Consider the following 13877-nt stretch of genomic DNA (forward strand, 5'->3'; position numbering starts at 1 on the left):
GCAATCCTATCGCCTTGTACTGACTAAACTGGTGGCTGAATCCGGCATCTACACCAGGAGGAATGTCCCTGTGACGGTCATTGGAAAACCTAAGCCAGCAGCCCTGGCCGCTTTTGCTGCCGGTGCAGCCTTGGCGCTCGCTGCCTGCAGCCCAACGCCCTCAGGAACACCGGATCCCACAGCCTCCGCCTCTGCACCGGAAACGGTGCAGTCCACTGTGACAGCTGCGGCCAGCCCCTCAGCCTCGCCCAACACCTCCGCTACGGTAGGGGCCGTCGTCGAAGGTTTCCCCCAGCAGCTCCTGCCGCTCATGCCGGGCGCGGGCGTGGTGTCCAGCAGCTTCGACAAGGCATCGACGCCGGCCACCGCAGCCTTGGTTGCCACCATTACTTCGCCCACTGCGGCTGTCCTGGACTTTTACACCAAAGAACTTGAGGCGCGCGGGTTCAAGGCAGTGCCGGGCGAGGCCGTGGGGGCGGTAGCTTCCAAGGACTTTGTCCGCGGAGACAGTGAGACGGTCAACATCTCCGCCGTGGAGGCCGGCGGCGTTGTCACCTTCACCATCGGTGCCAACGTGGCAGCTGAGTCAGCCAAGTGACGGCAACTGAGCAGATAAGGAATGAACAGGCCGCCTTCGTAGCGGCGGTCGCCGGTGACCTGACCGACTTCCTCACATCCCGGCAGTCCATCATGTCCGCCATCTCCCCTGACATCGAACCCCTCACTGGTTCCATCTCCAACCTGGTGACCGGGGGGAAACGGCTCCGGGCGCTGATGTGCTACTGGGGTTGGCGGGCCGCCGGCGGTGAACCGTCCGCCCGGCAGATCGTGACAGCCGGTGCCGCGCTGGAGCTGTTCCAGGCTGCCGCGCTGATCCACGATGACATCATCGACCGCTCGGACACCAGGCGGGGCGGACCGAGCGTCCACCGCCGGTTCAGCCAACTCCACGGGACCCAAGGCTGGGCCCTGGACAGCGAGCGGTTTGGGCAGGCAGCTGCAATCCTCACCGGCGACCTCTGCCTCTCGTTCAGCGAAGAAGCGTTTACGGACATCGGCGAGCGGGCTGCTGCCGGCAGCCGAGCCCGGCTGATCTTCAACCTCATGCGCGCAGAGGTCATGGCCGGCCAGTACCTGGACATCCTGGAGGAAGTAGCCGGACCCGTGCGGGACCGGGCGGGAGCCGTCAGCAGGGCCCAGTCCATCATCAGGTTCAAGTCGGCCAAGTATTCAACCGAGCACCCGCTCGCGCTGGGCGGTGCACTCGCCGGTGCTTCCAACGAACTTCTCCGCGGGTACTCTGCATTCGCGTTGCCCCTTGGCGAAGCCTTCCAGCTTCGAGACGACGTGCTGGGTGTCTTCGGCGATCCGCTCACCACCGGCAAGCCGGCCGGAGACGACCTGCGCGAAGGCAAGCGGACCGTGCTGGTAGCGCTTGCCCTGGACCAGGCATCGGAGTCCGAATCGGCGTATATCGACGCACGCCTGGGCAGCCCCGACCTCACGGAGGAGGACATTTTCGAAATCCGGCGGATCATCGAAGAATCGGGGGCTTTGCAGGCCACCGAAGTCCTCATCAACGAATTCGGCGCGGCAGCCTACGATGCTCTCGAGGCACTTCCCCTGGACCAACTGCCAAAAACCGCCCTGCAGAGGCTGGCCGAAGCAACCGTCAGCCGCGCCTCCTGATTCGATCGGCGGAAAAGCTGGCACCTACCAGGCCAAAGTCTGGGCCCTGCGCCTGATTTCTGTTTTCCTGCCCTCCCGCAAGGCGTCAATGGGACGTCCGCGCAGTGACTCATCAGGCGTGAACAGCCAGATGATGAGGTCCTCGTCCGAGTAACCTGCGTCCGCCAGCACAACAATGGTGCCTTTAAGGCTGTCCACCACCTGGCCGTCCTGAATGAATTCAGCCGGGACCGAACGGATTTTCCGTTCTCCCACCCGCAAAGCCGCCAAAGCATGCTCGTCAATAAGGCTGTGGACTTTGGTAATCGAGACATCCAACAATTGGGCGACGTCGGGCAGGGGCAACCATTCGCCCACGAGGTTTTCTACATTACTCACGGATCAAGGTTGCCACGGTGGATACCGTCGCGCCTAGTCGGTTCATCGCTTGCCCGCAGCTGACCTGCGGACACTCCACAAAGTCCTGCTTACGGCAAATGCCGAAATTCTTGTGCTACGGACAAATTCGTGAGAGATTCACATAGATCACATTCGTAACAGGAATAACACCTGTAACAGTAGTATCGGAATGACAGCGGCATCCCCGCCCGCGCCCGCAGTTGAGAAGAGGATTCTTTCCATGACGATGTCCCGCTCGCCCAAGCAGCCCCCAAAACCGAGCCTGCCCACAATCGCTGCCACTACGGCAGCGCTGCCTGCGGTCGTATTGTCATCCCTGGCCCTCGCCCAGCCCGCTGCCGCGGAGCCGCCCGCCCGCGTTGTTCCGGCCACCCTCGCCGCGGCCATGAAGGCCCAGGCAGCGCAGGCGGCACAGGCGACGGCGGCCGTCATCCCGGCGTCGTCCGTCTCCACCACCATCCCCTCGGCCTTCAAGCCGGCCCAGCCCTCCGTTCCGGCCGAGTACACCATCGCCCGGGGTGACACCATCAGCGCTGTCGCCGGCAGGTTCGGGCTGAACACGGGCGACATCCTGAAACTCAACAACCTGCAGGCGAACACACTTATCTACCCGGGACAGAAGATCAAGCTTTCCGGTACCCCGGCGCCCGCAGCTCCCGCTCCGGCCCCTGCACCGGCTGCCGCACCGTCGACGGCCAGCGGCGGTGCCAGTTACACCGTGAAGCCGGGCGACACGCTGGGGGCCATCGCCGCAAAGCACAAGGTAAGCCTGTCGGACGTCTTTTCGTGGAACAACCTCAACATGCGCTCCATCATCTACCCGGGGCAAAAGATCAAGGTTGGCGGCGGCGGCTCCGCTCCCGCACCGGCGGCCCCCGCTCCTGCACCGGCGGCACCTGCCCCGGCTCTGGCAAACACCTCGGCTGCTGCCCCGGCATCCGGCTCGTACACCGTCAAGGCCGGTGACACGCTTTCTACCATTGCCTCCCGCCACGGTGTCAAGCTTTCGGACCTCCTCTCCGCGAACCAGATGAACCTGCGTACGGTGATTTACCCGGGCAACAAGCTGGCCATCCCGGGGGCCGGCCAGCAGGCACCCCGGCCACCAGCCTCTGTTACGCCCCTCGTGCCCAGTTCCTTCCTTGGCTTTACCTACCCCGCCGCCGTGGTGAGCTCAGCGAACGAAAACAAGGCACTCCTGAACGCTTCGCCGGTGCCGTCACGCGATCAGATGCGCGGCATTGTCGCGGACACGGCGCGGGCCATGGGCGTGGAGCCGTCACTCGCCCTCGCTTTCGCCCACCAGGAGTCCGGCTTCGACCAGCGTGCGGTATCCCCTGCGAATGCCATCGGAACCATGCAGGTCATCCCCAGCTCGGGCCAGTGGGCATCGGACCTGGTGGGCCGGAAGCTGAACCTTTTGGATCCCTACGACAATGCGACGGCAGGTGTGGCGATCATCCGCCAGCTCCTCGCCACCAGCAAGGACAGGGATTCAGCCATCGCCGGCTACTACCAGGGGCAGTATTCGGTGAGCAAATACGGCATGTACGAGGACACCAAGGCCTACGTCGCCGCCATTAAGGCACACCAGAAGAACTTCGGCTAGCAACCCCGGCTGCTCCCGCAACGCGGGGGCGGCCAGCGGAAGGCGGCACGGGTCCGGACCGATATCGGTTCGGACCCGTTTCATTGCTGGATTACGATCGTAGGGTGCAGGAACACGTGTCAGACCCTCTGGTAGGAACCCTGGTGGACAACCGGTACGCCGTCAGGTCCAGGCTGGCGCGGGGCGGCATGTCCACCGTTTACGTGGCCACCGACCAGCGGCTGGAACGGGACGTGGCCCTGAAGGTACTGCACCCCCACCTCTCCGCGGACGAAAACTTCCTTGACAGGCTCAGCCGGGAAGCCAAGGCCGCAGCCAGGCTTTCCCACCCGCACGTAGTGGGAGTTCTGGACCAGGGCACCGACGCCAACACCGCGTATCTGGTGATGGAGTACATCAAGGGTCATACGCTGCGGGACGTCATCAAGGCCAAGGGCGCGCTTCCGCCCCGGCTCGCGCTGGCGCTCATTGATCCGGTGGTGGAAGGCCTGGGCGCCGCCCACGCAGCCGGGTTTATCCACCGGGACGTGAAACCTGAAAACGTCCTGATAGCGGAAGACGGCAGGATCAAGATCGGGGATTTTGGCCTGGCCCGGGCAGTCACCACCTCCACCAGCACCGGAACGCTGCTCGGAACGGTGGCCTACCTCTCCCCCGAACTCGTTCTCGGCAAACCCGCCGATGCCCGGAGCGATGTGTACTCCGCGGGCATCATGCTCTACGAGATGCTCACGGGCCAGCAGCCGTTTACGGGCGAGGGCCCCATACAGGTGGCCTACCAGCACGTCAACGGGACGGTGGGTCCACCCTCGGAACTGGTGCCGGGCTTGGCGGCCGAGGTGGATGAACTCGTTCAGTGGTGTACTGCCAACGATCCGGAGAACCGTCCCATCGACGGCAACGCCCTGTTACAGGAGCTGCGCCACATCAGGACCAACCTCAGTGACCGCGAACTGGACCTGCAGCCGCCTGGCGCACTGGCTGCAGGCAGCCCGGGTCCCACCGGGAACCCCAACCACACTGAGGTTATAGCCCGTACCAACAATCCAACGAGCGTTATGCCCTTTGGCCGGCCGTCGTTACCGCCGCACCGCCCGCTGCAGCAAATGGAGGGGCAGGGGCCGGGCCGGGTCACCGGTCAGGCAGCCAGCTCTCCTGCTCCCGGTCTTCGGCATGAACTCACTCCCCCTGGGACGGACGATGACGCACCATGGGCGGCGGCGCCTGCGGCGATCAGTAAGCGGGCCCAGCGCAAGGCTGATAAGGAAGAGGAAAAAGCCCGCGCACGGGCTGCGGCCACTCCGGCACGCAACCTGCGCGAGGGCAGCCCGCGCCGGCGGGGGGTCTTGTGGGTGGTTGTCCTGCTCATCGCCGCGCTGCTGGCAACAGGAGCAGGCTGGTTCTTCGGCATGGGGCCCGGTTCGGCTGCGGCCATTCCTGCCGTGGCGAACAAGACGGTGGCACAGGCCCAGGAACTCCTCAGCCAGGCGGGGTTCCGGTCCACCACCAGGGACGTTTTCGACGACGCCGTGCCGAGCGGGCTGGTGGTGGGCACCGAACCCCCGGCCGGGTCGGAAATCCGGAAGTTCCAGCCTGTTTCGGTCTTTGTCTCGAAGGGCCCGCAACTGTTTCCTCTGCCCGGGCTGACCGGGGCAACCATCGAGGAAGCAAAAACCGGGTTGAACAGTGCCGGGATGGCATTGGGAACGGTCACGGAGCAGTTTGACGAGGCTGCGCCGGCGGGAGTTGTCCTGTCCCAGGATCCGGCCGCCGGTACCCCGCTACGGCACGGCACTCCGGTCAACCTGGTGGTGTCCAAAGGTCCGGAGCCAATCCCGGTACCCAACGTTGTGGGCCTGGACGAGGATGATGCCAAGGACGCCATCGAGGCGGCCGGCCTGGAGGCGGAGGTAGCGCGGGAAGAGGTCTTCGACAGGAATATCCCGGAGGGCGCCGTTGTGAGCCAGTCTCCGGCAAACGGCACCCTCACCCGGGGCGGGACGGTGACCCTGACCATCTCAAAGGGACCGAGAATGGTGGAGGTGCCCAGCTACATCGGCCGGCAGGCGGCTGAAGCGAAGCGTGCCCTCGAAAGCCTGGGCTTCCAGGTTCAGGTAGATAATATCCTGGGCGGCTTCTTTGGCACTGTGCGGGACCAGGACCCCGTGGATACCGAAGTACCCGAAGGATCAGTCATCACACTGACTGTGGTGTAGGCGGATCCGCTCCGCCCACACCCGTCGTGCCGGTTCCCGATCGTGCCAGTCAGGACAAGCGCCTGCGCGCTTCAGGGATGGGCCCGGCTCAGCGCTTGGCCAGTGCCCCAGCCACCAGGAAGGCCATCTCCAGCGACTGCATGTGGTTCAGCCGCGGATCACATACTGACTCATAACGGTCCAGGAAGGCGTCCTGGTCGATGGGGTCCGCGCCGCCGAGGCACTCCGCGACGTCGTCGCCGGTCATTTCCACATGCAGGCCGCCAGGGACGGTCCCCAGGGCGTGGTGCACTTCGAAGAAGCCGCGTACTTCGTCAATGACGTCGTCGAAATTGCGGGTCTTGTACCCGTTGGGGGACGTAACCGTGTTCCCGTGCATGGGATCGGTGACCCAGAGCACCTGTGCGCCTGAGGCCGTGACCTTCTCGACGACGGCGGGCAGTTTCTCCCGGATGTTCCCGGCGCCCATGCGGGTGATGAAGGTCAGGCGGCCGGGCTCGCGCTCCGGGTCCAGCTTGTCGATCAGGCGGAGGGCGTCGTCGCCGGTGGTGGACGGGCCCAGCTTGACGCCGATGGGGTTCCGCACGCGGGACAGGAAGTCGACGTGTGCGTGGTCCAGTTCGCGGGTCCGTTCCCCGATCCAAAGGAAGTGCGCGGACGTGTCGTAGGGGAACCCGGTGCGGGAGTCGATGCGGGTGAGGGCACGCTCGTAGTCCAGGAGGAGAGCCTCGTGGCTGGCGAAGAACTCGACGCGCTTGAGCGCCTCGAAGTCCGCTCCGCAGGAATCCATGAACATGATGGCACGGTCGATGTCCCGCGCCAGGGACTCGTAGCGTGCGTGGGCCGGGTTCTCGGTGAAACCCTTGTTCCACTGGTGTACGGAGCGCAGGTCCGCGAATCCGCCCTGGGTGAAGGCGCGGATGAGGTTAAGCGTGGAGGCGGAGGTGTGGTAGGCGCGGAGCATGCGGGCGGCGTCGTGGCCGCGGGATTCCGGGGTGAAGTCGTAGCCGTTGACAATGTCGCCGCGGTAGGCGGGAAGTGTAACGCCGTCGCGGGTCTCATCGTTGGACGAACGGGGCTTGGCGAACTGGCCCGCCATGCGGCCCATCTTGATGACGGGCATTGCGGCGCCGTACGTCAGGACCACTGCCATCTGCAGGATGGTCTTGACCCTCGCGCTGATTTTGTCCGCTGTGGCGGCTTCGAACGTTTCGGCGCAGTCGCCGCCCTGGAGCAGGAATGCCTTGCCCTGGGCAGCAGCGGCCAGCCGCTCGCGGAGCACGTCCACCTCGCCGGCGAACACCAGCGGAGGAAGCACGGACAGTTCCTTGACGGAGGCATCGAAAACGTCCCGGTCCTGCCAGCTGGGCTGCTGGGAGATGGGAAGGTCCCGCCAGTCGTCGAGTCCGGGATAGTTGGCCGCGCCGCTCTGTGCGGTGCTGGACAGCGAAAAGGCAGGTTTTGCAGATAGCTCAGTCACCCTCTAAGACTAACGGTCCCGCAGGTGCTCCGAACACCGCCGCGTCACGCATCCCAGGCCCGGCGTCATAGACACCACCGGCCGCGGACGGGTGCCGGCCGCGGCCCCTGGCAGAAGGGCTCAGGCGCTGGCGGCAGCTCCGCCGTCGTCCTGCTGTTTCTCGCTGCCGGCGCCCGGCTGCCCGGCCTCGGCACTTGGACCGGCCGCGTCAGCATCGAAGCTGCCGCGGGCACTTTCGATGGGCGCCGGCGCGGCGGGGGGTGCTGCGGCAGCGACCGGGTCCAACGGCTTGCCGGCGAGCCGGAGCTTCACCACCGCCGCGTATTCATCCACGTATTCCTGTCCGGAGAGACGCATCAGCTCGAACATGATCTCGTCCGTAACCTGCCGCTGGATCAGCCGGTCCCCAGCCTGGTCGTGATACCTGCTGAAATCCAGCGGTTCACCAAAAATCATGCCGATCCGGCGGATGTTCGGCAGGCGTTTGCCGATGGGCTGGACCTTGTCCGTTCCAATCATTGCCACTGGAACCACCGGCACGCCCGCCTTGAGCGCAAGCCTGGCCACGCCCACCTTGCCCCGGTACAGCCGCGAATCAGGGCTGCGGGTGCCCTCCGGGTAGATACCGAGCAGCCCGCCATGCGAGAGGACGTCCATTCCGGCGCTCAGCGACGCCTCCGACGCCGCGCCGCCGGACCGGTCCATGGGGAGCTGGTTGGTGAGGCGGAAGAACATTGCCGTCAGCCTCCCCTTAACCCCCGTGCCGGTGAAGTACTCCGACTTGGCCAGGAACACCACGGGGCGGCGGACCATGAGCGGCATAAAGATCGAGTCGGAAAAGGAGAGGTGGTTGGACGCGATGAGCGCCGGACCATCGGCCGGAATGTTGTCCAGGCCCTTTACCCAGGGGCGGAAAAGCAGCTTCAGGACCGGACCCAGAAAGATCCTTTTCATCACCCAATAGAACACGTGCAAAACCTCTCCGGAAGGCAGCCGCCAAGCCCCGCGTCGGGCCTGACCGGCAGTTCAGTGCAACCATACTCTAGTGAGATTTGCCCGGAACAGTGACACGATGTAGTCATGAGCGAAAGCAGCATCCCGTCCCGTCCTGCCGCTTTCAGCTATCCGGGCCATGGGGAAAACGCCCGCGTCGGGGTGGCAATCTGCCACGGTTTCACCGGCAGCCCGCTGAGTGTGCTGCCTTGGGCGGAACACCTTGCCTCGCAGGGGTACGCAGTAACCGTTCCGCTTCTGCCCGGGCACGGGACGGACTGGCGCCAGCTTGCCCGGACACGCTGGAGCGAATGGTACGGCAGCTTTGAAACAGCCTACCTGGAGCTTGCGGAGCGGACTGAGACCTGCTTTGTGGCAGGGCTGTCCATGGGCGGAGCGATTGCGCTCCTGACTGCGTCCAGGCACCAGGTGGCGGGGGTCTCGGCAGTGAACCCGGGGCTGAGCTTCTATGACCGGCGGGTACGTGTCATTGGCGTGCTCAAATACTTCCAGAAGACCACCCTCCCCATCCAGGAGGAGCAAGCCACGGCGGTGGTCACCGAAGACGGCGACTATTCCCGCACTCCCCTTGCCGCCGTGCACGAGCTGAAGAAGCTCTTTGGAGCCGCCACACGGGGCCTGCCCCGGGTCACTGCCCCGGTGCAGGTGTTCAAGTCCAGCACCGACGCGGTAGTTCCGCCCACTTCGCTGGCAGTACTGCGGAAACGCCTCGGCACGCACCTGGTGGAGGTCGTCAGCCTTGCAAGCAGCGGCCATGTGGCTACGCTGGACGTGGACGCACCGGAGATCTTCGCCAAATCCAGTGCCTTCTTTTACGCCCACTCCAGCCAGAACACCTCAGTGGAGACCCCATGACCTCCAGTCCGGACCACAGCCCCTACAGCTGCGTATTTAACGGCGAGGGGCCCCGGATCGGCGTGGTCCTGTCCCACGGATTCACCGGAAGCCCCCATGGCCTGCGGACGTGGGCGCAGGCCTTTGCCGCTGCCGGTTTCGCTGTCCGCATGCCGCTGCTGCCGGGTCACGGCACCAGTTGGCAGGAGCTGGCCAGGACCAGGTGGCAGCAGTGGCACGGCGCACTTGACGACGCCTACATTGAACTCGACGCGGACTGCGACTACGTTTTTTCCGCCGGCCTTAGCATGGGAGGGGCGCTGGCGCTGCGTATCGCAGCCACTCGGCCGGTGGCAGGAGTCGTACTCGTGAACCCGGCACTGGTGATCGATGATCCCCGCGCGCCGCTCGCCGGAATCCTGAAACTGGTCATGAAGAGCACGCCGGCCATTGCCAACGACATCCTCAAGGAAGGCATGGACGAGGGCGCATACAACCGCACCCCGGTGGCCGCCGCCCATGAACTCAACAAAATGTTCAAGGACACCATCCGGATCCTGCCGAGGGTCACCGCACCCGTGCAGGTTTACCGTTCCACCATTGATCACGTGGTGTCCGACGCCAGCATCGTGGCACTTCGCCGCGGCCTCACCCACGCTCCCCTGGAGCTGGTCCGGCTGGAGAACAGCTACCACGTGGCCACCATGGACAACGACGCCGACCAAATCTTTGCGGGTTCGGTGGAGTTCATCCGCAGCGTTGTTCCCGCCGCCGGCCCTGCAGCCGCAACTGGTGCACGCCCCAGCCAGGAGGCCCTCCGTGAACAGGCCTGACGCCGGCCCGCCGGACCAGGGGGCCAATCACGACGACGCCGTTTGGCGTGACCTCGTGGCCCGCCTTGAAGCTGACTCCCCCACCGGCCCTGCAGCCACCGAACCGGCCGGCACTCCGGAAGGGCAGGAGGGCACTCCCGCCGCAGCGGGCAGGTCCGCCACTTTCCGTGACTTTGACCCCTTGGGACTTGCCGGGGCAGCCCCCACCGAGCTGTCCGCCGCCGAGCGGCAGGACCCAGCCGGTGGCAGCGAGGGCAACGGCGCTGCGGCTGCCGGCCCCCGCGATTATGACGTGGAAGCGGACGACGGCGAGTTCATTCCCGAGGAACCGCCGAGCCTGGCCGGAACGGACCCGTTGACCATGCTGGCCTGGCTGGCTGCTGTGGGCGGGCCCGTAGCCCTGCTGCTGTCGGTCATGTTCTGGCGGTCGGCGCCATTGCTCGCCGTTCTAGGCATCGTGGCGGTGTTTGTGCTGGGTACTGTCTACCTGATCATGAAGCTTCCGCAGGAAAAAGACGAGAACGACGACGGCGCCCGCGTTTAGTGCCTGGCCGCTAATACCCTAAGCACGTAACCTGCTGCTCACGCGGGAGAGGTCCGCCGCCCCGATCAGCCCTGCATTCGGTCCCAGTGCCGCCAACTCAATGCCGGCGGCAGGGCGGAAGCCACGGCCGGTGAGGTTGCGGGAAAATGCTTTGCGGGCGGGTTCCACCAGCAGGTCCCCGGCGGAACAAAGGCCGCCGCCAATAACGAACAGGCCGGGATCCAGTGCGGCCGCCAGGTTGGCCAGGCCGAGACCCAGCCACCCACCTACTTCATCGATGAGTTCACGGGAAGCGGCATCACCTGCCAGGGCGAGCTCCGTGACGACTGCCCCGGTGATGGTGTCGGGGTTGCCACCCATGGCTGCCAGCAGGTCCTGGGCCACCGGGGAGTTCGCCCGCGCCAGGATGCGGGCTTCGCGCCCCAGCGCATTTCCGGATGCATACTGCTCCCAGCACCCCCGGTTGCCGCACTCGCAGCGGTGCCCGCCCGGCATGATGATTTGATGGCCGAACTCGCCGGCCACGCCGAACCTGCCCCGTTCCACCCGCCCGTCCATCACCATGGCGCCGCCGATTCCCGTGCCCAGGGTGATGCACACCAGCCGGTCCTCGCCCTGGCCGGCGCCAAAGCGCCACTCCGCCCACGCAGCGGCATCGGCGTCGTTCGTGAGCAGGACGGGACGGCGCAGGAGGCGCTGAAGGTTTTCCCGCAGAGGTTCGTTCCGCCAGGCGAGGTGCGGGCTGAAGAGCACAGTGCCGCCGTCGAGGTCCATCCATCCCGCAGCGCCGATCCCCACGGACCAGATCCGGTGCCCCCGGCCAAGTTCCGCCACGAGTTCAACGATGACCTGTTCCACTGCCCGCGGGTCCGTGCCCGGCGTTGAGCGGCGCGCCTCGTTGAGAATCCTGCCCTCGGCATCCACGACGCCGGCAGCCACCTTGGTTCCGCCGATGTCGATGCCGATGGCCAGGCCTTTTCGCCCAAGGCGCAGGTGTTCCCGGAAGCCTTCACCGTGACGCAGCCTGGTCCGGCCGGTAGCCGGGCGCCGCCTCCAGGGAACTGGTCGTCGGAGCGGTCCGGCCTGTTCGCCGGGTGGCGGTACATACATAGTCAACAATTCTAGGCTTGCGGTTCCGCTGGCAAAGGAGGTAGCCCCGCATGTCCCGCCGGCACCATTGACGCCCAAGTTACTGGTCAGTAGTTTTGTTTACTGCACGGCCCGTTACAGGCGTACTAGTCTTTAGGCATACCCTGCGCGGGTCTTCGGATATCAAAGGAGCTATAGTGCGCGAATTCAGTGTTCCGCCTCTTGTTGTTGTCCCACGGGAAACCAACATCACTGACCTGGTGTTGCGGCAGGCCGCAAAGCCCAGCAACCCTGCACTGTTTTCGCGGCTCGACTCCGCCGGCGCCTGGCAGGACATCTCAGCTACGGACTTCCTGGCGGACGTCTCGGCCCTGGCCAAGGGGCTGATGGCAAGCGGCGTGGCGCCGGGTGACCGGGTAGGAATCATGTCCCGCACCCGCTACGAGTGGGCCCTGGTGGATTTTGCCATCTGGTTTGCGGGAGCAGTATCCGTTCCGATCTATGAAACTTCATCCCCCTCCCAGGTGGCCTGGAACCTTGGGGATTCCGGTGCGGTGGCAGCCTTCGGCGAGGCAGCGCACCATGAGGACGTGATCCGCCAGGCCGTGACCGCCGAAGGGCTCACAACACTCCAGCACGTGTGGCAACTGGAAGGCCAGGGCCTGGATGCCCTGCGCGAAGCCGGCCGCGGGGTCAGCGACGCAGACCTTGAGGCACGGCGCGCTACCGCCAGCCTGGACGACGTCGCCACGATCATCTACACCTCCGGCACCACTGGCCGTCCCAAAGGCTGCGAACTCACGCACGGAAACTTCGTGGAACTCTCGGACAACGCCCTCGCAATTATCGGCGAAATCGTCCATGAAAACGCGAAGACCATCATGTTCCTGCCGCTGGCCCACGTTTTCGCACGCTTTATCTCCGTCCTGGCGATGGCTGCCGGAACCACAGTGGCCCACACGCCCGACATCAAGAACCTGCTCGCGGACCTGCAAAGCTACGAGCCCACCTTCATCCTTGCCGTGCCGCGCGTCTTCGAAAAGGTCTACAACTCGGCATTGACCAAGGCAGAGGACGGCGGCAAGGGCGCCATATTCCATAAGGCCGCGGACACCGCCATCGCCTTCTCCAAAGCGCGCCAGAGCGGGCGGGTGGGCCTTGGCCTCAAGCTCCGCCACGCCCTTTTCGACAGACTGGTGTACAGCAAGCTGCGCGCGGCCATGGGCGGGCACGTTGCGCACGCCGTCTCCGGAGGCGGCCCCCTGGGTGAACGCCTGGGCCACTTCTTCCAGGGCATCGGCCTGCAGGTCCTCGAGGGCTACGGCCTGACCGAAACCACGGCCCCCATCTCCGTCAACACCCCGTCCCTGATCAAGATCGGATCCGTCGGCAAGCCGCTGCCCGGAAATGCCGTCAGGATTGCCGAGGACGGGGAAATCCTCGCCAAGGGCGTCTGCGTGATGCGCGGCTACTACAAGCGGGAGGACCTCACCTCGGAGACCTTCGCCGACGGATGGTTCCGCACCGGGGACATCGGCCGCCTCGACGACGACGGCTTCGTGTGGATCACCGGCCGCAAGAAGGAAATCATCGTCACCGCCGGCGGCAAAAACGTCATCCCGGCACTGCTGGAGGACCAGATCCGCGCCGATGCCCTGGTGTCCCAGGTGCTTGTGGTCGGCGACAACAGGCCCTTCATCGGAGCCCTTGTCACCCTGGACCAGGAAGCCCTGCCCGGCTGGCTGCAGCGCCACAACCTTCCGGCCAACACCTCCCTCGAGGAGGCGGCCAACAACTCCGTCGTGAAGGCCGCCGTCCAGGACCTGATCACCGCAGCAAACGCCTCGGTGTCCCAGGCCGAGGCCATCAAGTCCTTCCGGATCGTTCCCGCCGACTTCACCGAAGCCTCCGGACACCTGACGCCCTCAATGAAGGTCAAGCGCGCCCAGGTGATGAAGGACTTCGAAACGGTCATCGAAGAGATGTATTCAGCACCCCGCTAGTGACGCCCGATGTGGCGGGGCAGCGCAAGAGGCAGGGCCCGGTCCGGCAGCGTGCGTAAAAGGGGCCCCGCGCCCCCGCTCGCCGCGAAGCGGCCCCAGCGGGGCGTGGGGAATAGCACGCAGAGGATCGAGCCCTGCCTCAACCACTACCTGAACACAACGAGAGG

At 65.4% G+C, this 13877-nt stretch carries 12 protein-coding genes; 8 read left to right on the top strand and 4 right to left on the bottom strand.

Annotation, left to right across the window (positions count from 1 at the left end; genetic code table 11):
- Positions 1–70: 70 nt before the first annotated feature.
- Entirely contained in the window at positions 71–598 is a 528-nt protein-coding gene (locus AC5RVN_RS06295; RefSeq protein WP_494040120.1) for a hypothetical protein, read from the top strand.
- Complete coding sequence (locus AC5RVN_RS06300; protein WP_494137385.1) at positions 595–1689, top strand: polyprenyl synthetase family protein; 1095 nt, start codon at positions 595–597, stop codon at positions 1687–1689. The genes AC5RVN_RS06295 and AC5RVN_RS06300 overlap by 4 nt, the downstream gene beginning before the upstream one ends.
- A gap of 24 nt (positions 1690–1713) precedes the next feature.
- Here AC5RVN_RS06300 and AC5RVN_RS06305 read toward each other — a convergent pair whose 3' ends face one another.
- Complete coding sequence (locus AC5RVN_RS06305; RefSeq protein WP_494105638.1) at positions 1714–2067, bottom strand: Rv2175c family DNA-binding protein; 354 nt, start codon at positions 2065–2067, stop codon at positions 1714–1716.
- Positions 2068–2308: 241 nt separating this feature from the next.
- On the opposite strand from AC5RVN_RS06305, the gene AC5RVN_RS06310 reads away from it, so the two are divergent.
- Both AC5RVN_RS06310 and AC5RVN_RS06315 read left to right on the top strand, forming a co-directional pair.
- A complete protein-coding gene (locus tag AC5RVN_RS06310; RefSeq protein ID WP_494137386.1) occupies positions 2309–3697 on the top strand; it encodes a lytic transglycosylase in 1389 nt (462 codons plus the stop codon).
- Positions 3698–3801: 104 nt separating this feature from the next.
- Positions 3802–5913, top strand: coding sequence for a Stk1 family PASTA domain-containing Ser/Thr kinase (locus AC5RVN_RS06315; protein WP_494137387.1), 2112 nt, complete (start codon positions 3802–3804; stop codon positions 5911–5913).
- Between the two features lie 88 nt (positions 5914–6001).
- On the opposite strand, the gene AC5RVN_RS06320 is transcribed toward AC5RVN_RS06315, so the two are convergent.
- On the bottom strand, positions 6002–7393 hold the full coding sequence (locus tag AC5RVN_RS06320; protein ID WP_494039415.1) for a class II 3-deoxy-7-phosphoheptulonate synthase: 1392 nt from the start codon (positions 7391–7393) through the stop codon (positions 6002–6004).
- 120 nt (positions 7394–7513) lie between these two features.
- Positions 7514–8362 carry a lysophospholipid acyltransferase family protein gene (locus AC5RVN_RS06325; protein ID WP_494137388.1) on the bottom strand — a complete coding sequence of 283 codons (849 nt, stop codon included), beginning with the start codon at positions 8360–8362 and terminating at the stop codon, positions 7514–7516.
- A gap of 111 nt (positions 8363–8473) precedes the next feature.
- Here AC5RVN_RS06325 and AC5RVN_RS06330 point away from each other — a divergent pair, with 111 nt between their 5' ends.
- From AC5RVN_RS06330 to AC5RVN_RS06340, 3 genes are read left to right on the top strand one after another with little or no spacing between them, the layout of a single operon-like run.
- Complete coding sequence (locus AC5RVN_RS06330) at positions 8474–9262, top strand: alpha/beta hydrolase (protein WP_494137389.1); 789 nt, start codon at positions 8474–8476, stop codon at positions 9260–9262.
- Positions 9259–10074 (top strand): alpha/beta hydrolase, encoded by an 816-nt coding sequence (locus AC5RVN_RS06335; RefSeq protein ID WP_494137390.1) that lies wholly within the window; start codon positions 9259–9261, stop codon positions 10072–10074. The genes AC5RVN_RS06330 and AC5RVN_RS06335 overlap by 4 nt, the downstream gene beginning before the upstream one ends.
- Positions 10061–10618 (top strand): hypothetical protein, encoded by a 558-nt coding sequence (locus AC5RVN_RS06340; protein WP_494137391.1) that lies wholly within the window; start codon positions 10061–10063, stop codon positions 10616–10618. Before AC5RVN_RS06335 ends, AC5RVN_RS06340 begins: the two co-directional genes overlap by 14 nt.
- A gap of 18 nt (positions 10619–10636) precedes the next feature.
- Here the strand turns inward: AC5RVN_RS06340 and AC5RVN_RS06345 are convergent, their stop codons facing one another.
- A complete protein-coding gene (locus AC5RVN_RS06345; RefSeq protein WP_494137392.1) occupies positions 10637–11728 on the bottom strand; it encodes an ROK family glucokinase in 1092 nt (363 codons plus the stop codon).
- 176 nt (positions 11729–11904) lie between these two features.
- Here AC5RVN_RS06345 and AC5RVN_RS06350 point away from each other — a divergent pair, with 176 nt between their 5' ends.
- Positions 11905–13710, top strand: a complete 1806-nt coding sequence (locus AC5RVN_RS06350; protein WP_494137393.1) for an AMP-dependent synthetase/ligase — start codon at positions 11905–11907, stop codon at positions 13708–13710.
- Positions 13711–13877: the final 167 nt, after the last annotated feature.

This window comes from Arthrobacter sp. sptzw32, assembly GCF_059089735.1.

Excerpts from the sequence above, each read along its gene's own strand:
- AC5RVN_RS06330 (WP_494137389.1), top strand. The coding sequence starts at position 8,474 with ATGAGCGAAAGCAGCATCCCGTCCCGTCCTGCCGCTTTCAGCTATCCG.
- AC5RVN_RS06345 (WP_494137392.1), bottom strand. The coding sequence starts at position 11,728 with ATGTATGTACCGCCACCCGGCGAACAGGCCGGACCGCTCCGACGACCA.
- AC5RVN_RS06335 (WP_494137390.1), top strand. The coding sequence starts at position 9,259 with ATGACCTCCAGTCCGGACCACAGCCCCTACAGCTGCGTATTTAACGGC.
- AC5RVN_RS06310 (WP_494137386.1), top strand. The coding sequence starts at position 2,309 with ATGACGATGTCCCGCTCGCCCAAGCAGCCCCCAAAACCGAGCCTGCCC.